Source organism: Arthrobacter sp. HS15c (assembly GCF_040812005.1).
In the GTDB taxonomy this organism is placed as follows: domain Bacteria; phylum Actinomycetota; class Actinomycetes; order Actinomycetales; family Micrococcaceae; genus Arthrobacter.
The window spans coordinates 40,457-58,638 of record NZ_JBFOHM010000002.1 but is presented as its reverse complement, the minus strand read 5'-3'; the positions used below and the strand labels follow the sequence as shown (position 1 = coordinate 58,638).

Annotated in this window: 17 protein-coding genes; 8 read left to right on the top strand and 9 right to left on the bottom strand. The window is 65.2% G+C overall.

What is annotated here, in order from left to right:
• Nucleotides 1-17: 17 nt before the first annotated feature.
• The 5 genes from ABV518_RS03305 to dinB all read right to left on the bottom strand — a co-directional run bounded on the left by ABV518_RS03305 (nt 18) and on the right by dinB (nt 4,493).
• Nucleotides 18-707: a hypothetical protein gene (locus ABV518_RS03305; protein WP_367765384.1), complete on the bottom strand. Its 690-nt coding sequence runs from the start codon at nt 705-707 to the stop codon at nt 18-20.
• The gene (rsmH, locus tag ABV518_RS03300) at nt 704-1,696 is read right to left on the bottom strand and encodes a 16S rRNA (cytosine(1402)-N(4))-methyltransferase RsmH (RefSeq protein WP_131134985.1); all 993 of its coding nucleotides are present in this window, start codon (nt 1,694-1,696) and stop codon (nt 704-706) included. The genes ABV518_RS03305 and rsmH overlap by 4 nt, the downstream gene beginning before the upstream one ends.
• A gap of 168 nt (nt 1,697-1,864) precedes the next feature.
• Nucleotides 1,865-2,293, bottom strand: a complete 429-nt coding sequence (mraZ, locus tag ABV518_RS03295) for a division/cell wall cluster transcriptional repressor MraZ (protein ID WP_108599862.1) — start codon at nt 2,291-2,293, stop codon at nt 1,865-1,867.
• Between the two features lie 374 nt (nt 2,294-2,667).
• A complete protein-coding gene (locus ABV518_RS03290) occupies nt 2,668-3,042 on the bottom strand; it encodes a DUF3040 domain-containing protein (RefSeq protein WP_367765383.1) in 375 nt (124 codons plus the stop codon).
• A gap of 239 nt (nt 3,043-3,281) precedes the next feature.
• On the bottom strand, nt 3,282-4,493 hold the full coding sequence (gene dinB, locus ABV518_RS03285; RefSeq protein WP_367765381.1) for a DNA polymerase IV: 1,212 nt from the start codon (nt 4,491-4,493) through the stop codon (nt 3,282-3,284).
• 88 nt (nt 4,494-4,581) lie between these two features.
• Between dinB and ABV518_RS03280 the strand changes: the two genes are divergently transcribed.
• A complete protein-coding gene (locus tag ABV518_RS03280; protein ID WP_367765379.1) occupies nt 4,582-5,109 on the top strand; it encodes a hypothetical protein in 528 nt (175 codons plus the stop codon).
• Nucleotides 5,106-6,200 (top strand): polyprenyl synthetase family protein, encoded by a 1,095-nt coding sequence (locus ABV518_RS03275; RefSeq protein ID WP_367765378.1) that lies wholly within the window; start codon nt 5,106-5,108, stop codon nt 6,198-6,200. The genes ABV518_RS03280 and ABV518_RS03275 overlap by 4 nt, the downstream gene beginning before the upstream one ends.
• A gap of 9 nt (nt 6,201-6,209) precedes the next feature.
• Here ABV518_RS03275 and ABV518_RS03270 read toward each other — a convergent pair whose 3' ends face one another.
• On the bottom strand, nt 6,210-6,563 hold the full coding sequence (locus ABV518_RS03270) for an Rv2175c family DNA-binding protein (RefSeq protein WP_131134989.1): 354 nt from the start codon (nt 6,561-6,563) through the stop codon (nt 6,210-6,212).
• A 241-nt stretch (nt 6,564-6,804) separates the two neighbouring features.
• On the opposite strand from ABV518_RS03270, the gene ABV518_RS03265 reads away from it, so the two are divergent.
• Together ABV518_RS03265 and pknB are read left to right on the top strand one after the other, a co-directional pair.
• Nucleotides 6,805-8,175, top strand: coding sequence for a LysM peptidoglycan-binding domain-containing protein (locus ABV518_RS03265; protein ID WP_367765377.1), 1,371 nt, complete (start codon nt 6,805-6,807; stop codon nt 8,173-8,175).
• 112 nt (nt 8,176-8,287) lie between these two features.
• The gene (gene pknB / locus ABV518_RS03260) at nt 8,288-10,345 is read left to right on the top strand and encodes a Stk1 family PASTA domain-containing Ser/Thr kinase (protein ID WP_367765376.1); all 2,058 of its coding nucleotides are present in this window, start codon (nt 8,288-8,290) and stop codon (nt 10,343-10,345) included.
• A gap of 91 nt (nt 10,346-10,436) precedes the next feature.
• On the opposite strand, the gene ABV518_RS03255 is transcribed toward pknB, so the two are convergent.
• Together ABV518_RS03255 and ABV518_RS03250 are read right to left on the bottom strand one after the other, a co-directional pair.
• Entirely contained in the window at nt 10,437-11,831 is a 1,395-nt protein-coding gene (locus ABV518_RS03255) for a class II 3-deoxy-7-phosphoheptulonate synthase (protein ID WP_310164731.1), read from the bottom strand.
• Between the two features lie 68 nt (nt 11,832-11,899).
• A complete protein-coding gene (locus ABV518_RS03250; RefSeq protein ID WP_367765374.1) occupies nt 11,900-12,676 on the bottom strand; it encodes a lysophospholipid acyltransferase family protein in 777 nt (258 codons plus the stop codon).
• A 112-nt stretch (nt 12,677-12,788) separates the two neighbouring features.
• On the opposite strand from ABV518_RS03250, the gene ABV518_RS03245 reads away from it, so the two are divergent.
• From ABV518_RS03245 to ABV518_RS03235, 3 genes are read left to right on the top strand one after another with little or no spacing between them, the layout of a single operon-like run.
• The gene (locus ABV518_RS03245) at nt 12,789-13,577 is read left to right on the top strand and encodes an alpha/beta hydrolase (protein ID WP_367765373.1); all 789 of its coding nucleotides are present in this window, start codon (nt 12,789-12,791) and stop codon (nt 13,575-13,577) included.
• Nucleotides 13,574-14,407 carry an alpha/beta hydrolase gene (locus ABV518_RS03240; protein WP_367765372.1) on the top strand — a complete coding sequence of 278 codons (834 nt, stop codon included), beginning with the start codon at nt 13,574-13,576 and terminating at the stop codon, nt 14,405-14,407. Before ABV518_RS03245 ends, ABV518_RS03240 begins: the two co-directional genes overlap by 4 nt.
• Nucleotides 14,400-15,020, top strand: a complete 621-nt coding sequence (locus ABV518_RS03235) for a hypothetical protein (protein ID WP_367765371.1) — start codon at nt 14,400-14,402, stop codon at nt 15,018-15,020. The genes ABV518_RS03240 and ABV518_RS03235 overlap by 8 nt, the downstream gene beginning before the upstream one ends.
• 18 nt (nt 15,021-15,038) lie before the next feature.
• Here the strand turns inward: ABV518_RS03235 and ABV518_RS03230 are convergent, their stop codons facing one another.
• Nucleotides 15,039-16,130 (bottom strand): ROK family glucokinase, encoded by a 1,092-nt coding sequence (locus ABV518_RS03230; protein ID WP_367765370.1) that lies wholly within the window; start codon nt 16,128-16,130, stop codon nt 15,039-15,041.
• A gap of 175 nt (nt 16,131-16,305) precedes the next feature.
• Here ABV518_RS03230 and ABV518_RS03225 point away from each other — a divergent pair, with 175 nt between their 5' ends.
• A complete protein-coding gene (locus ABV518_RS03225; RefSeq protein WP_367765369.1) occupies nt 16,306-18,114 on the top strand; it encodes a long-chain fatty acid--CoA ligase in 1,809 nt (602 codons plus the stop codon).
• Nucleotides 18,115-18,182: the final 68 nt, after the last annotated feature.

The following is an 18,182-nucleotide window of genomic DNA, read 5'->3' as shown; positions in this document are numbered from 1 at the left end:
TTGCCTGTCAGTGCCAGTTACTGCCCGGGCGTCTTCTGTTCCGGTGCCGGCACCGAGCCACCGTGGAGTTCCACGGCGGCCGCTGCAGGGGCTGCCGCCGGCGGGTTCGCAGGGGCCTGCGCTGCAGCCTGCGCGGCCGGCGGATTTGCGGCAGGTTCTTCAGCCACCGGCTTCCGGCTGGCCAGCGGCTCCCCGGTGCTTGCCGGCGGGACCACGGTCAGCTGCCCGGCAACTGCCGGCGCCGGGATAACGGCACCGGCGTTTCCGCCCTTGACGGCCGGTGTCGCCTTGCCGGTGACGGCCAGGGTGGAAAGGTCGATCTGGCCTTTCACCGTGGATGCCACCATTCCCAGATCTGCAGCCTTGGCCGCCAGATTCTGGGGAGCTTCGAAGTTCTGCACCTGTTGTGTCAGATCCTGGTTCTGCTTGGTCAGCGTGCTTTGCTTGCCCCGGAGTTCCACGAGCTGGTACTGGGCGGTGGACACCGAGATGTTCAGCACCAGGACGGCCACGAGTGCGACGGCGAGCAGCGCAAAGCAGAGGACAACAAAGGGCGCGCGGCGCTTCCTGGGAGCGGTGCGCACCACTGAGAGAGGCGTGCGGGCCTTGCGGACCGGGCCGGGAGCGCCCGCGGGAGTGGGCCCAATCGCAGGCGCAGCGCTGCCGGAGACGACCGGAAAGTTCTTGACGGCGGCTGCGGTGCTCATGCGGTTCTCCTGGTTCTGATGCGTTCCACGGCCCGCAGCCTTGCGGAGGCAGCGCGCGGGTTTTCGGCGATTTCGACGGCGGTGGGCACCTCTGTGCCCTTCGTGAGGGTCTTGAGTTCGGCTTTGTGTTCCTCCAGCTCCACCGGAAATCCGAGCGGTGCCGAGGATTTGGAGCCCGCCTGGAAGACGCCCTTGACGATTTTGTCCTCCAGCGAGTGGTAGGACATGACCACAATCCGTCCGCCAAGGGCCGTTGCCGCAACGGCGGCGGGAACCGCCCGCTCGAGGACGTCCAGCTCCTCGTTGACTTCGATGCGGAGCGCCTGGAAGGTCCGTTTGGCGGGATGCCCGCCTGACTTGGCCGCGGCGGCCGGAACCACCGAACGGATCTGTTCGACGAGTTCCCCGGTAGTGGCGAAAGGCTTCACTGCGCGGGCTGCGACGATCCTGTTGGCAATGCGGCCAGCAAACTTCTCCTCGCCCCATTTGCGGATGATCCGCACAAGCTCGTCTTCGGAGTAATTGTTGACCACATCTGCGGCGGTCTGCCCGCGGCTGGTGTCCATTCGCATGTCCAGCGGCGCGTCGAAGGAGTAGGCGAAGCCGCGTTCGCGTTCGTCAAGCTGCAGCGAGGAAACGCCGAGGTCCATAAGGATTCCGTGGACTTCGCTGACGCCGAGGTCGTCAAGGACGTCGGCGATCTCATCGTAGACGGCGTGCACCAGGTCAGTACGTGCGGAGAATGGCGCCAGCCGTTCGCCGGCCAGGGCCAGCGCTTCCTCGTCGCGGTCGATCCCGATCAGGTGCAGGTCCGGGAACCGCTGCAGCATGGCTTCCGAGTGGCCGCCCATGCCGAGTGTGGCGTCGATGGCGACAGGAGTGTCTCCCCTGAGCCTCGCCGCCTCAAAGCCCGGGGCCAACAAATTGATGCACCGGTCCCGAAGGACCGGTACATGGCGTTCGGACGTTGGCTTCGGGTGATCGTTCATGCCTTCGTCCTCTCCTGCCATGGTTGCCGTGGTGTTGCTTCTTGAGCCAGATCCCCATCCGCGCCTGTCGTCCTGCCCGCCTGGCTCCGGGGAAGTGAGCCAGGTTGGCCGGCCGATGGGCGGCTGGAGATCTCGTTCAAGAAGCTTTCCGCCGTTCCATGCCGGCGATCACAGAATCCCCGGAATGGCGTCGTCAGTCTCAGAGAAGGCTGTTTCCTTCTCTGCCAGGTACTCGTTCCAGGCTTGGGCGTCCCAGATCTCGGCGCGGGTTCCTGCGCCGATCACGGCCAGCTCCCTGCCGAGGCCTGCGTACTCCCGAAGCGCCGCCGGAATGGTCACGCGCCCCTGCTTGTCAGGTACCTCGTCCGAGGCTCCAGAGAGAAAGACGCGGATGTAGTCCCGGGCCTGCTTGGAGGAGATGGGCGCCTCCCGCATTTGCTCGTGGACACGTGCAAATTCCTGCTCACTGAAGACGTAGATGCAACGCTCCTGGCCCCTCGTGAGTACCAGGCCGCTGGCAAGTTCCTCGCGGAACTTCGCGGGGAGGATAATTCGGCCCTTTTCATCCAAACGCGGCGAGTGGGTGCCAAGAAACACCGGCCCACCGCCTGTCTGCTGTCAGGAACTGCACATCCCCTGTGTTGCAACTACCCTCTTATGCCCTCCACATTACTCCACTTTCCCCCACAGTCAACGCAAGATTGGCGCAGTTTGCCCCCACTTCAGGGAATTGGGCCCGCAAATCCGGCGATTCCACGGGTGGTGGAAAGTGGAGGGCTTTTTGCATGCCGACGAGCGTCCGGGAGAGCCGGTTTCAGTGCGCGGTAAAGCAAAAGACCCGCCGTGGCGGGTCTTTTGCATGAATTACTGGTTTGGCTTACTGAACGGCCGCTTTAGCGGGGCGCAACGGAGACGGCGTGGGGGCAGCTGGTACGGAATGGAGGAGTCCGGCGGCCTGGCGGCCGGCTGGATCAGGAGTCGCCGCGGCGCCGCTCGTCCCAGCGTTCCTCAAGGCTGCTCATGAAGGAACTCCTGGATTTGCCCGGCTTCCCTGGACGGCCGCCGGTGCGGGACTTTCCGGGTGCCGAACTGCGCATCGTCGCGAAGTAGACGCCGGCTCCCATCACCACAAATCCCAGGACGCCGACGAAGATGTTCTGGAGGGTGACGCCAACAAGCAGGAGGAAAATCCCGGCGAGGGCACAGAGAACGCCGATCACCACATGCCGCGTAGACCATGAGCGCCCCGGATCAGACCCCATGGAATTCGCGAATTTTGGATCGTCCTCGTGCAGCTGCTTTTCCAACTGTTCAAGCAGCTTCTGTTCGTGCTCCGAGAGCGGCATCACGACCTCCTTAAGTAGGCCAACGTCCGGGCTGGGCCCAGCCAGTACTTCTGCTCCGATAACGACCGGCCTCCCGTACGAGTTCCCGCTCCGCCGTCAATGGCGGAACGGGAGCGGTATGTCCAGTCGTTCGAAAACTATGTATATATAAGGATAGTTTGTCGAGGGCCGTTCTGAAAGACAGCAATGACTTTCGTCAAGGGGCTCGACGACGGGAAAGACGCCGCAGGGGGCAGGAACTAGGCTGAACCTTTTCCGGAATCCAACAGGCGTGCCGGGAGCACGGATTTATTGCCGAATTTCCGGCTCACTTTGTCCAAGGCCTGTTCAGCTGCCCGCCAGTTGTCATCCCTCCGGTCCAGGCTGAGCTGCAGGGAGGTTTGGGCCGCTTCTTCCAGCTGTTCTGCCCGGACGCCCACCAGCCGCACCGTCATGCTGCGGTCACCAAGTGACTCCAGGAGCTGGAGCACAACGGCGTAGATCATCTGCGTGCTGTCCACCGGCGTGTGCACCGTCCGGCTACGGGTGATGGTGGAGAAGTCCGCGTAGCGCAGCTTCAATGCCACCGTCCTGGCCACCATTCCGGAACTGCGTAACCGCTCCGCGGTCCGGTGTGACAGGCGCAGCAGTTCGCGGTGCAGGAGGGCATTATCGGCGGTGTCCACGGCAAAGGTTTCCTCGGCTCCGATGCTCTTCTCGAGCCGCACCGGGGTCACTGGACGCGGGTCGATCCCCCAAGACAGCCGGTAGACATGCTCGCCCGTGGCGCCCAGGGTCCGTTTCAGGGTGTGAAGCGGGGTGGCGGCAAGATCCGCAACGGTCCTGATTCCCATCCGCGCGAGGACCTCGGCAGTCTTTGCTCCCACTCCCCACAAGGCACCAACCGGCAGGCTGTGCAGGTAGGGGACGGTTTCTTCCGGCCCGATCAGGAGCAGTCCGTCGGGTTTGCACCGCGTGGATGCGATCTTGGCCACGAACTTGCTCGCGGCGATACCCACCGAGGCGGTGATGCCCAGTTCGGCGGCTACGCGCCGCCTGATCAGTTCGCCGATGTCACGGGGCGGCCCGAGCCGCCGGATAGCGCCGCCAACGTCAAGGAAGGCCTCGTCGACGCTGAGCGGTTCGACCAGATCGGTGACCGATTCAAAAATCCCCATCAGCTGGGCGGAGACCTCGTAGTACAGCTTGTGCCGCGGTTCGATGATGACCGCCCTGGGACACATCCGTGCTGCGATGACCATTGGCATGGCGGACTTCACACCGAATTTCCGGGCCTCGTATGAGGCGGACAGCACCACCGAACGGTCTGCGGGGTAACCCACAATGACAGGCTTGCCGCGCAGTTCAGGCCGGGTACGCAACTCGACGGTGACAAAGAAAGCGTCCATGTCCACGTGCATGATGGGCGTACGGCGGAGCTCCCGAAGACCCGCTTCGGTGTGCTGATTCATCCCGTCCGGCCCCACGAAACAATCCTATCCGCTGGTACTGACTAAACTGGAGGCTGAATCCGGCATCAACACCAGGAGGAAAGTCCCTGTGACGGTCATTGGAAGTCTTAAGCCAACAGGATCGGCCGCCCTCGTGGCCATCGCAGCGCTGGCACTGGCCGCCTGCAGCCCCGCGGCACCGGGAGTAACCACGCCGTCCTCCGCCACCTCCCCGCAAACCACCGGCCAGCCCACGGCCACGGCGTCGGCCAGCCCCTCGGCCTCACCCGGGACGTCAGCAACAGTGGGCGCGCTCGTCGCCGGGTTCCCACAGCAGCTTCTTCCCGTCATGCCGGGAGCCATCGTGATTTCCAGCAGCTTCGACAAGTCAGCGACGCCGGCAACGGTTGCGCTGGTGGGTAGCATCTCCGGCCCGCCCGGACCCGTCGTCGAGTACTACACCAAGGCCCTTGAAGCCCAGGGCTTCAAGGCGGTGCCCGGAGAAACCGTGGGCGCCGTGGCCTCCAAGGACTTCGTCCGGGGCGACAACGAGACCGTGAACCTTGCGGTGGTTGAAACCGCGGGCGCTTCCACGTTCACCATCGGCGCCAACGTGGCAGCTGAGTCAGCCAAGTGACGGTTGCCGAGCAGCTGCGCCTTGAACAGACCGGATACGTGGCGGCTGTCGCCGGTGAACTGACGGACTTCCTGACCACCCGCCAATCCGTGATGACGGCCATTTCCCCGGACATAGATCCGATCATGGGTTCCATCTCCAACCTGGTCACCGGCGGCAAACGGCTTCGGGCCCTGATGTGCTACTGGGGCTGGCGGGGCGCCGGCGGGGAAGCCGGGGCCAGCCAAATTGTGACAGCAGGCTCGGCGCTGGAACTCTTCCAGGCCGCGGCGCTCATCCATGACGACATCATCGACCGGTCCGACACACGTCGGGGCGGGCCCAGCGTCCACCGCCGCTTCAGCCAGCTGCACACGGCACAGGGGTGGGCCCTGGACAACGAAAGGTTCGGCCACGCCGCTGCCATCCTGACCGGCGACCTGTGCCTGTCCTTCAGCGAGGAAGCCTTCACGGACATCGGCGAAAAAGCCGCTTCCGGGAGCAGGGCCCGGCTGATCTTCAACCTCATGCGGGCCGAGGTTATGGCCGGCCAGTACCTGGACATCCTCGAAGAAGTGGCCGGACCTGTCCGGGAGAGGGCCGGTGCCGTGTCCCGGGCGCAGTCCATCATCCGCTTCAAGTCCGCCAAGTACTCCACTGAGCATCCACTGGCACTGGGCGGCGCACTTGCGGGAGCCTCCAACGAGCTGCTCCGCGGATACTCCGCCTTCGCGCTTCCGCTGGGTGAAGCCTTCCAGCTGCGCGACGACGTCCTGGGCGTCTTCGGCGACCCCATCACCACGGGAAAGCCCGCCGGCGATGACCTCCGGGAGGGGAAGCGGACCGTTCTGGTGGCGCTGGCCCTGGACCAGGCAACGGCTGAAGAATCTGCCTTCATCGACGCCAAGCTCGGAAGCCCGGATCTCGGCGACGCAGACATCGCCGAGATCCGCCGCATCATCGAAGAATCCGGAGCCCTGCAGGCAACCGAAGTCCTGATTGGCGAATTCGGGGCAGCGGCGTTTGACGCGCTGGAACAACTGGAGCTGGACGAATTGCCAAAGACAGCCCTCCGCAGGCTGGCCGAGGCAACCGTCAGCCGCGCATCCTGAAAATTCCGGTTACCAGGCCAGCGTTTGGGCGCGGCGGCGGATTTCCGTTTTGCGGCCTTCACGGAGGGCATCAATAGGCCGGCCGCGCAATGATTCGTCGGCAGTAAAAAGCCAGACAATCAGGTCTTCGTCTGAATAGCCGGCATCCGACAGCACCACAATGGTGCCTTTAAGGCTGTCCACCACGTGACCGTCCTGGATAAATTCCGCGGGGACGCACCGGATTCGCCGTTCTCCCACGCGCAGCGCGGCCAGCGCCCGCTCATCAAGGAGACTGTGGACTTTCGTAATTGAAACGTCCAACAACTGCGCGACATCAGGCAAGGGCAGCCACTCGCCAACAAGGCTTTCTACGTTACTCACGGATCAAGGTTGCCATGACGTGCACCCTGACGCCTAGTCGCTGCCATTCCGGCGGATGCTTCAGCAGGCGACACTCCAAAAATTTCCCGTTGTCAGCCTTTAGAGAATTCTTGTGCTAATTGCCAATCCATGAGAGATTCACATAGATCACATTGGTAACAGCAATAACTTAAGTAACACTAGAAGCACTATTAACACAGGCAACACCCATCGCTCCGCAGTTGAGAAGAGGATTCCTTCCATGACGACGTCCCGCTCGCCACAGCAGCCACCCAGGCCGAGCCTGCCGATGATAGCCGCTACGACGGCGGCGCTCCCTGCGGTTGTCCTGTCGTCACTGGCCCTTGCCCACCCTGCCGAGGCTGTAGCCCCCGCCCGCACGATCCCTGCCACCCTTGTGGCGGCGATGCAGGCCCAGGCAGCCGCTGCCACGGCCGCCGTTATCCCGGCCGCCTCGGTTTCGACCACGATTCCGTCCGCGTTCCGGCCCGCCCAGCCGTCCGTCCCCGCCGAATACACAATCGCTCGGGGCGACACCATCAGCAGCGTCGCCGGAAAGCACGGCCTGGACACCTACGAGGTGCTCAAGCTGAACAATCTCCAGCCAAACACCATCATCTACCCGGGCCAGAAGATCAGGCTCTCAGGTAACGGCAGTGCGCCCGCCGCAGCTCCTGCTGCCCCGGCGGCCGCGCCGCTGGCCACGTCCGGTGCAACCTACACCGTCAAGTCCGGCGATACCCTCAGCGCCATCGCCTCCAGGCACGGAGTGGGCCTTTCGGAAATCTTCGGCTGGAACGGCCTGAACATGCGTTCCATCATTTACCCCGGCCAGAAGATCAAAGTGAATTCAGCTGACGCCGCACCCGCTGCAGCTCCTGCGCCCGCGCTCCAGCCCGCGTCCGCACCCGCTGCTCCGGCGCCCGCCGCCCCCACCGGTTCCTATACGGTAAAGGCCGGCGATACCCTCAGCGCCATTGCTTCCAAGCACGGCGTGAAGCTTTCCGACGTCCTGTCCGCGAACCAGCTGAGCCTGTCCAGCATCATTTACCCGGGCAACAAGCTGGTCATCCCCGGCGCCGCCGTTCAGCCGGCCGCGACGCAGCCAGCCGCGAATGTCACTCCCCTAGTGCCCAGTTCGTTCCTTGGATTCACCTACCCCGCTGCCGTGGTCAGCTCAGCCAACGAGAACAAGGCACTGCTCAACGCATCTCCCGTTCCTTCCCGGGACCAGATGCGGGCCATCGTGGCGGACACCGCACGGAGCATGGGCGTGGACCCGGCACTGGCACTGGCTTTTGCCTTCCAGGAATCCGGTTTCAACCAGCGCGCAGTCTCCCCTGCGAACGCCATCGGCACCATGCAGGTCATTCCGTCCTCCGGCCAGTGGGCCTCGGACCTGGTCGGCCGCAAGCTCAACCTGCTGGATCCGTACGACAACGCGACCGCAGGCGTAGCGATCATCCGCCAGCTGATCGCCACCAGCAAGGACCGCGACACCGCGATCGCCGGCTACTACCAGGGCCAGTATTCCGTCAGCAAGTACGGAATGTACGACGACACCAAAACCTACGTGGAGGCCATCAAGGCGCACGAAAAGAACTTCGGCTAGGCCACCAAGCCCAACGCCCGGTCCCGCAAGGGACGTGGCAAGCGCAGTAACGATACGGGTCCGGATCGCATGTTGATTCGGGCCCGTTTCGTTGCGGGATTAGGATCGTAGGGTGCAGGAACACGTGTCTGACCGACTTGTTGGAACGCTGGTGGATAACCGCTACGCCGTCCAGTCCAAGCTCGCGCGCGGCGGAATGTCCACCGTTTACCTGGCAACGGACCTGCGGCTGGAACGCGACGTCGCACTCAAAGTACTCCACCCGCACCTCGCCAGCGACGATACCTTCCTGGGCAGGCTGGGCCGTGAAGCGAAGGCAGCGGCCCGGCTTTCCCACTCCCACGTTGTGGGTGTCCTGGACCAGGGCAACGACGGCCAGACGGCCTACCTCGTCATGGAGTACATCAAAGGCCATACGCTCCGGGACGTCATTAAGTCCAAGGGCGCGTTGCCACCCCGGCTCGCCCTGGCACTCATCGATCCCGTCGTCGAAGGACTAGGGGCGGCGCACGCCGCCGGCATGATCCACCGCGACATCAAGCCCGAAAACGTCCTGATCGCCGACGACGGGCGGATCAAACTGGGCGACTTCGGCCTGGCACGGGCCGTCACAACGTCCACCAGCACGGGTGCACTGATCGGCACAGTGGCCTATCTTTCCCCCGAACTGGTGCTGGGAAACCAGGCCGATGCCCGGAGTGACATCTACTCGGTCGGGATCATGCTGTACGAAATGCTGACCGGCCAGCAGCCCTTCAGCGGCGAGGTCCCCATCCAGGTTGCGTACCAGCACGTGAACGGCACGGTGGGGCCGCCGTCGGCCCTGGTCCCGGGCCTGGCCGCCGAAGTCGACGAACTGGTGCAGTGGTGTACTGCCAACGACCCCGAGAACAGGCCCGTGGACGGCACCGCCCTGCTCCAGGAACTCCGCCACATCCGCACCAACCTCACGGACCGCGAACTGGACCTCCAGCCGCCGGCAGCGCTGGACCACGGCGCGCAGAACCCCACTGAAATCATCACCCGCCCCAGCCACCCCACTACGGTGATGTCACCGCTGGCGCGGCCCGAAAGACAACCACAGTCTGCCCCGTCCGGGGATTACGCAACTACGGCCCTTCCCGCTGCCCCGGCCGCACAGTACACGGCCGCGTACTCCCCCTACCCGGACACCACGCCCGCTCCCCTGACCAAGCGCGCCCGGCGCAAGGCAGACAAGGAGGCCGAAAAGGCAAGGTCCCGGGCGGCCGCCACTCCGCTCAGGTCGCTGCGGGAAGGCAACCCCCGGCGCCGTGGCGCCCTGTGGGTGGTAATCCTGATCATCGCGGCGCTGCTGGCCACCGGGGCAGGCTGGTTCTTTGGCATGGGCCCGGGATCCCCGGCGACCATCCCCGCCGTCGCGAACAAGACGGTGGCGCAGGCCCAGCTGCTGCTGGGCGAGGCCGGATTCCAGTCCAGCACGCGTGACGTATTTGATGATGACGTCCCCTCCGGCCTCGTGGTGGGAACGGAGCCCGGGGCCGGCACGGAGATCAGGAAATTCCAGCCGGTGGCCTTGTTTGTCTCCAAGGGTCCCCAGCTGTTTGAGCTGCCGAAACTGACCGGACAAACGCTGGAGCAGGCCAAGTCGGAACTGAACAAGGCTGAGATGGCCCTGGGCACCATCACTGAGCAATTCGATGAGGGCGTTGCCGCCGGCGTCGTGCTCGCCCAGGACCCGGCATCCGGGACCCCAGCACGGCACGGCACCGCGGTGGCCCTGGCCGTCTCCAAGGGTCCGCAACCCATCCCGGTGCCGTCCGTCGTCGGGATGGACGAGAACGACGCCGTCGATGCCATCGAGGCGGCCGGGCTGAAGGCAGACGTAGCCAAGGACGAAGTGAACGACAAGAAGGTGCCCAAGGGCGCAGTGGCCAGCCAGTCGCCGTCGAACGGCACTCTCACCCGCGGCGGCACAGTCACGCTGACCATCTCCGATGGCCCGAAGATGGTGAAGGTTCCCAGCTACGTCGGCAAGCAGGCCAAAGAAGCCGAACAGGCCCTGCGTCAGCTCGGCTTCGAAGTGAAAGTGAACAATATCCTGGGCGGGTTCTTCGGAACCGTCCGGGACCAGGACCCGGTTAACAAAGAGGTTCCCGAGGGATCAGTCATTACCCTGACGGTGGTGTAGCGAGGCCGGCCCGTGCCGGCAGGCGCAAAAGGATGCCTCCCGTGACGCGAAGTCCGGGAGGCATCCTTTTCGACTGAAAAAACGACGGCGGTCAGTGCTTGGAGAGTGCCCCTGCGACCAGGAACGCCATTTCGAGCGACTGCATGTGGTTCAGCCGCGGATCGCACACGGACTCGTAACGGTCCAGGAACGCCTCCTGGTCCACGGGATCGGCGCCGCCAAGGCATTCGGCGACGTCGTCGCCGGTCATCTCGACATGCAGGCCACCGGGAACGGTGCCCAGCGAATGGTGGACCTCGAAGAAGCCACGGACTTCATCGATGACGTCGTCGAAGTTGCGCGTTTTGTAGCCGTTCGGCGAGGTGACGGTGTTGCCGTGCATCGGATCGGTGACCCAGAGGACCTGGGCGCCGGAGGCGGTAACCTTCTCGACGACGGCGGGCAGCTTCTCCCGGATGTTCTTCGCGCCCATGCGGGTGATGAAGGTGAGCCGTCCGGGCTCACGCTCGGGGTCCAGCTTGTCGATGAGGCGAAGGGCGTCATCGCCCGTGGTGGAGGGCCCGAGCTTCACGCCGATCGGGTTCCGCACGCGTGAGAGGAAGTCGATGTGCGCATGGTCCAGTTCGCGGGTGCGCTCCCCGATCCACAGGAAGTGGGCCGAGGTGTCGTACGGGAATCCGGTCCGGGAGTCGATGCGCGTCAGCGCCCGTTCGTAATCGAGCAGCAGGGCCTCGTGGCTGGCGAAGAACTCCACACGCTTGAGCGCCTCAAAGTCGGCGCCGCAGGAGGCCATGAACTTGATGGCACGGTCGATGTCGCGGGCCAGGGACTCGTAGCGCGCGTGCGCCGGGTTCTCGGTGAAGCCCTTGTTCCAGTGGTGCACCAGGCGAAGGTCCGCGAAGCCGCCCTGCGTGAACGCCCTGATGAGGTTCAGGGTGGATGCCGACGTGTGGTAGGCCCGGAGCATCCGGGCTGCGTCGTGGCCACGGGATTCGGGCGTGAAGTCGTAGCCGTTGACGATGTCGCCCCGGTACGCGGGCAGGGTCACGCCGTCACGCGTTTCGTCGTTGGAGGACCGCGGCTTGGCAAACTGGCCGGCCATCCTGCCCATCTTGATCACGGGCATGGCCGCGCCGTAGGTGAGGACCACCGCCATCTGCAGGATGGTCCTGACGCGGGCGCTGATCTTGTCCGCGGTAGCGGCTTCGAAGGTTTCAGCGCAGTCGCCACCCTGAAGCAGGAAGGCCTTGCCCTGGGCGGCGGCGGCCAGCCTCTCACGGAGGATGTCCACCTCACCGGCGAAAACCAGCGGCGGGAGCACGGACAGCTCCTTGACCGAAGAGTCGAAGACGTCCTTGTCCTGCCAGCTGGGCTGCTGGGAGATGGGGAGGTCTCGCCAGTCATCCAGGCCTGGATAATTGGCGGCGCCGCTCTGGGCGGTACTGGACAGCGAGAAGGCGGGTTTTGCGGATAGCTCAGTCACCATCTAAGAGTAGTGTCACTGGGCGGCATCCGGACACCCGGCCGTCACGCGCGGGGGCGACCGGCGTCACATCATCCGGCGGCCGGCGTCCCGTCGTCGTCCTGCAGCTCCGGTGTGGCACCGCCGCCGGAAGTATCAGCGGCCCTGTCAGTCGCCGGCTTGTCCTGCTTGCCTGCAAGCCGGAGTTTCACCACGGCGGCATATTCGTCCACGTACTCCTGGCCGGAAAGACGCATCAGTTCGAACATGATCTCGTCAGTCACCTTGCGCTGGACCACGCGGTCTTCGGCCTGCTCCCGGTATTGGCTGAAGTCCAGCGGCTCCCCGAAGATCATGCCGATCCGGCGGATGTTGGGCAGTCGTTTGCCGATGGGCTGGACCTTGTCCGTACCGATCATGGCCACCGGAATGACAGGAACACCGGCCTGGAGGGCCAGTCGGGCCACACCGACCTTGCCGCGGTACAGTCGGGCATCCGGGCTGCGGGTGCCCTCGGGGTAGATGCCCAGCAGGCCGCCGCCGGTCAGGACGTCCATGCCCGCGTTGAGCGAAACAGCCGACGCCGCGCCGCCCGACCTGTCCATGGGAAGTTGGTTGGTCAGCCGGAAGAACAACGCCGTCAGGCGGCCTTTGAGTCCGGTTCCGGTGAAGTACTCGGACTTCGCCAGGAAGATCACCGGCCGGGGCACCATCAGCGGCATAAAAATCGAATCGGAAAACGACAAATGGTTGGAGGCGATGATGGCTGCACCCTCCGCCGGGACGTTGTCCAGGCCTTTGACCCAGGGGCGGAACAGGAGCCGCAGCACAGGACCCAGAAAGATCCTTTTCATGACCCAATAAAACACGCGACGAACCTCTCGAAGAAGGCGGCAGGCCCGGGCTCTGCAGGGCAGGGCCAGGACTCCAATGCCACCCTACTCTAGTGAGATTTATCCCGAACAGTGACACGATGGAGTCATGACAGAAAGCAGCATCCCGCCCCGGCCTGCCGCTTTCAGCTACCCCGGCCACGGACCCAATGCCAGGACCGGCATCGCCATCTGCCACGGGTTCACCGGGAGTCCCCTCAGTGTCCTGCCCTGGGCGGAACATCTCGCGGCCCAGGGCTTCGCCGTCTCCGTGCCGCTCCTTCCGGGGCACGGGACGGACTGGCGCCAGCTTGCCCGCTCCACCTGGCCTGACTGGCAGCGCACTTTTGAAGCCGCCTACCTTGACCTAACCGCACGCACGGAAACCTGCTACGTGGCCGGCCTGTCCATGGGCGGGGCCATCGCGCTGCTGACTGCATCCCGGCATTCGGTGGCCGGCGTGTCCGTGGTCAACCCCGGCCTGAGTTTCTATGACCGCCGGGTGCGGGTCATCGGCGTGCTCAAGTACTTCCAGCAGACCACGCTGCCCATCCAGGAGGACGAGTCCACAGCAGCCGTCACCGATGACGGGGACTATTCACGGACGCCCCTGGCCGCTGTCCACCAACTCAAGAAGCTCTTCGGCGCAAGCATCCGCGGCCTGCCACGGGTCACGGCGCCGGTCCAGGTATTCAAGTCACGGACCGATGCCGTGGTTCCCCCGTCGTCGCTGGCCATGCTGAGGCGACGCCTGGGCGGGCACCTGGTGGAGGTCGTGGACCTGCACCACAGCAGCCACGTGGCTACCCTGGACGCCGACGCCCCTGAAATTTTTGCGAAATCCACCGCGTTTTTCCTTCAGCACGCCAACCGCCCCATCACGTCGGAGAGTTCATGACAGCGCTTCCGGACCACAGCCCGTTCCACAGTGCGTTCCGCGGCGACGGACCACGCATCGGCGTGGTTCTGTCGCACGGCTTCACCGGCAGCCCGCACGGCCTGCGGGCCTGGGCCGCATCCTTGGCCGAGGCGGGATTCGCCGTGCGCATGCCGCTCCTTCCCGGCCACGGCACCACGTGGCAGGAACTGGCGCGGACCCGCTGGACCCAGTGGCACGGTGCTTTGGACGACGCCTACCTCGAACTCGACGCCGAATGCGACCACGTTTTCTCCGCCGGACTCAGCATGGGCGGCGCCCTGGCCCTGAGGGTCGCGGCCACGAGGCCTGTTGCCGGGGTCATCCTCGTCAACCCCGGCCTTGTCATTGACGATCCCCGCGCCCCGCTGGCGGGCATCCTCAAGCTGGTGCTCAAGAGCACGCCGGCGATCGCCAACGACATCCTGAAAGCCGGCATGGACGAGGGCGCCTACCCCCGGACCCCGGTGGCTGCCGCCCATGAGCTCAACAAGATGTTCAAGGACACCATCCGGCTTCTCCCCCGGGTCACGGCGCCCGTACGTGTTTTCAGGTCCACGGTGGACCATGTGGTGTCCGACTCCAGCATCGTTGCCTTGCGCCGCGGCCTCACCAACGCCACGTTGCAGCTGACCAGTTTGGAGAACAGTTACCACGTGGCCACCCTGGACAACGACGCGGACCAGATCTTCGAAGGCTCAATCGAGTTCATCCGGTCGGTCATCCCGGCGTCGGCGCCGGCCGGCGGAAGCAACACCGCACCTGTCCACCAGGCGCCCGCCACGAGCCAGGAGGGCACCGCCCGTGACTAAACCCGATTCCGGCGCCCCGGATCCGAGTGCCAACCAGGACGACGCCATCTGGCTGGATCTGGTGGCACGCCTGGAAGGCTCCTCATCGGCCCATGACGAAGCACTGCGGCCGGGCGCCGCCGAGGCCCCGAAGCCGGCCGGTGCACCGGGCTCCACCGAAAGCCCGGCCGCCGGAACGGCAGCCCCGCGCAATACGGCTCCGCGCAATACGGGCACCGGCGCCAGCTTCCGGGACTTTGATCCGTTGGGGCTGGCACCGTCTGCCCCGACCGAGCCGTCAGCTGCCGAGCGGCTGGCCGCCGCCGCGTCCCCTGGGACTCCCGGGAGCACGGACGACCCCACCCAAGGACCGCGGGACTACGGGGTGGACGACGACGACACTTTTGTTCCGGAGGAGCCCCCGAGCCTTGCCGGCACCGACCCGCTGACCATGCTCGCGTGGCTGGGCGCCGTGGGAGGCCCGCTTGCCCTGCTGCTTTCCGTGATGTTCTGGCGGTCCGCACCGCTGCTTGCCATCCTGGGGATGGTGGCGGTGTTTATCCTGGCGGTGGTGTACCTGATCATGAAGCTGCCCCAGGAAAAGGACGAGAACGACGACGGAGCCCGCGTCTAAGCTGCGGTTATGTAGCCGTCAGCTGCGCATCCGGCTGCTGACCCGGGACAGGTCTGCGGCGCCGATCAGGCCTGCGTTGGGTCCCAGTGCGGCGAGTTCGATGCCCGCCGCCGGGCGGAAGCCGCGGCCGGTCAGGTTCCTGGCGAACGCTTTCCTTGCCGGCTCCACCAACAGATCTCCGGCCGAGCAAAGCCCGCCGCCGATGACAAACAGGCCCGGATCCAGGGCGGCTGCCAGGTTGGCCAGTCCAAGGCCCAGCCATTCCCCGACTTCCTCAAGTAGCTCGCGGGACGCGGCATCGCCGGCCAGGGCAAGCTCCGTGACGATCGCCCCGGTGATTACGGCGGGGTTTCCGCCGACGGCGGCAATCAGTTCCTGCGCCACGGGTGAATTCGCCTGGGCCAGGATCCTCGCTTCCCTGCCCAGTGCGTTGCCGGAAGCATACTGCTCCCAGCAGCCGCGGTTTCCGCACTCGCACCGGTGGCCTCCAGGCATGATGATCTGGTGCCCGAACTCCCCCGCGACGCCAAACCTTCCGCGCTCAACCCTCCCGTCCAGAACCATCGCGCCGCCGATTCCGGTCCCCAGCGTGATGCAGACGAGCCGGCTTTCGCCCTGCCCTGCACCAAAGCGCCATTCGGCCCAGGCCGCGGCGTCGGCGTCGTTGGTGAGCAGGACAGGCCTGCGCAGGAGGCGTTGGAGGTTTTCCCTCAGGGGCTCGTTGCGCCAGGCGAGGTGGGGGCTGAACAGGACCGTGCCGCCGTCGAGGTCCATCCAGCCCGCCGCGCCGATGCCGACAGACCAGATGCGGTGCCCCGCCCCAAGTTCTTCAACAAGCTCGACAATGACCCGCTCCACAGCCCTTGGATCGCTGCCCGGAGTTGAGCGCCGCGCTTCGCTGAGGATCCTGCCGTCGGCATCCACTACCCCGGCGGCAACTTTGGTCCCGCCGATGTCTATGCCGATGGCGAGTCCTTTCCGGCCCAACCGGAGGTGCTCACGGAAAGTTGCCCCCTGCCCGGTCCGGGCCGCGATGGCGGGTGGCCGCCGCTTCCAGGGCGCCGGGCGTCTGGGGGGGCCGGCCTGTACGCCGGGGGGCGGTTCATACATAGGTCCCCATTCTAGGCCGAGGGATGCCGCCTCCCGGCAAGCCCGGGCGGCCCCTTGACCGGCCCACATTGACGCGTAAGTTACTCGCCAGTAGGTTTGTTACTGCACTGCCGGGTACAGGCGTACTAGTGTTAGACATACCCTGTCCGGGCCTACGGATATCAAAGGAGCTATAGTGCGCGAATTCAGCGTTCCGCCGCTGGTTGTTGTCCCACCTGAAACCAACATCACCGACCTCGTGCTGCGACAGGCTGCCAAGCCCAGCAACCCTTCGCTTTTCTCGCGGCTGGACTCAGCAGGCGCCTGGCAGGACGTGTCCGCGAAGGACTTCCTGGCCGATGTCCAGGCGCTGGCCAAAGGCCTGATCGCCAGCGGCGTCAACGCCGGAGACAGGGTGGGAATCATGTCCCGCACCCGGTACGAGTGGGCTTTGGTGGACTTCGCCATCTGGTTCGCCGGTGGCGTTTCGGTCCCGATCTACGAGACCTCCTCACCGTCACAGGTCGCCTGGAACCTCGGCGACTCCGGCGCGGTGGCCGCGTTCGGCGAAGCCGCCCACCATGAGGACATCATCCGGCAGGCGGCCACCTCGGAAGGGCTGACGGCCCTGCAGCACGTGTGGCAGCTCGAAGGCCGCGGCCTGGACGCCGTCCGTGAAGCAGGCCGGGACATCAGTGACGCCGACCTCGAAGCCCGACGCAGTGCCGCCGGCCTGGCCGACATCGCCACCATTATCTACACCTCCGGAACTACCGGCCGGCCCAAAGGCTGCGAACTCACCCACGGCAACTTCGTTGAACTCTCGGAAAACGCGCTGGCCATCATCGGCGAGATTGTGCACGAGAACGCCAAGACCATCATGTTCCTGCCGCTGGCGCACGTGTTCGCGCGCTTCATCTCCGTCCTGGCCATGGCCGCCGGAACCACCGTGGCGCATACCCCGGACATCAAGAACCTGCTTGCCGACCTGCAGAGCTACGAGCCCACGTTTATCCTGGCTGTTCCGCGGGTCTTCGAGAAGGTCTACAACTCGGCGCTGACCAAGGCCGAGGACGGCGGCAAGGGCCCCATCTTCCACCGGGCCGCGGATACCGCTATCGCCTTCTCCAAGGCCCGGCAGGCAGGGCACGTTGGCCTCGGCCTGAAGCTCCGCCATGCACTGTTCGACAAGCTGGTCTATGGCAAGCTACGTGCCGCCATGGGCGGCCATGTTGCCCACGCCGTGTCCGGCGGCGGGCCACTGGGAGAGCGGCTGGGCCACTTCTTCCAGGGCATCGGCCTGCAAGTGCTCGAGGGCTACGGCCTGACCGAGACTACCGCCCCGATCTCCGTCAACACGCCCTCGCTGATCAAGATCGGCTCCGTGGGAAAGCCCCTGCCTGGCAACTCGGTTAAGATTGCCGACGACGGCGAGATCCTCGCCAAGGGCGTCTGCGTGATGCGCGGCTACTACAAGCGTGAGGACCTGACCAGCGAGACGTTTGCCGACGGCTGGTTCAGGACCGGCGATATCGGGCGCCTCGATGACAGTGGCTTCGTCTGGATCACTGGGCGCAAGAAGGAAATCATCGTCACCGCCGGCGGCAAGAATGTGATCCCTGCCCTCCTGGAGGACCAGATCCGCGCCGACGCACTGGTTTCCCAGGTCCTGGTAGTTGGCGACAACAGGCCCTTTATCGGAGCGTTGGTCACCCTGGACCAGGAAGCACTCCCCGGCTGGCTGCAGCGCCATGGCCTGCCGAACACCACCACCCTCGACGAGGCCGTGGAGAATCCGGTGGTGAAGGCCGCGGTCCAGGACCTCATCACCCACGCGAACGCTTCCGTGTCCCAGGCTGAGGCCATCAAGTCCTTCCGCATCGTGGCCGCAGACTTCACCGAGGCGTCAGGCCACCTGACGCCTTCAATGAAGGTCAAGCGCGGCCAGGTCATGAAGGACTTCGAAACCGTCATCGAAGAGATGTACGGCGCGCCCCGCGGCTGAACGATGCCGGCGGGTCACTGACCGGCCTTAACTGAGAAAGGTCCTCCCGGCTGGAGCCGGGAGGACCT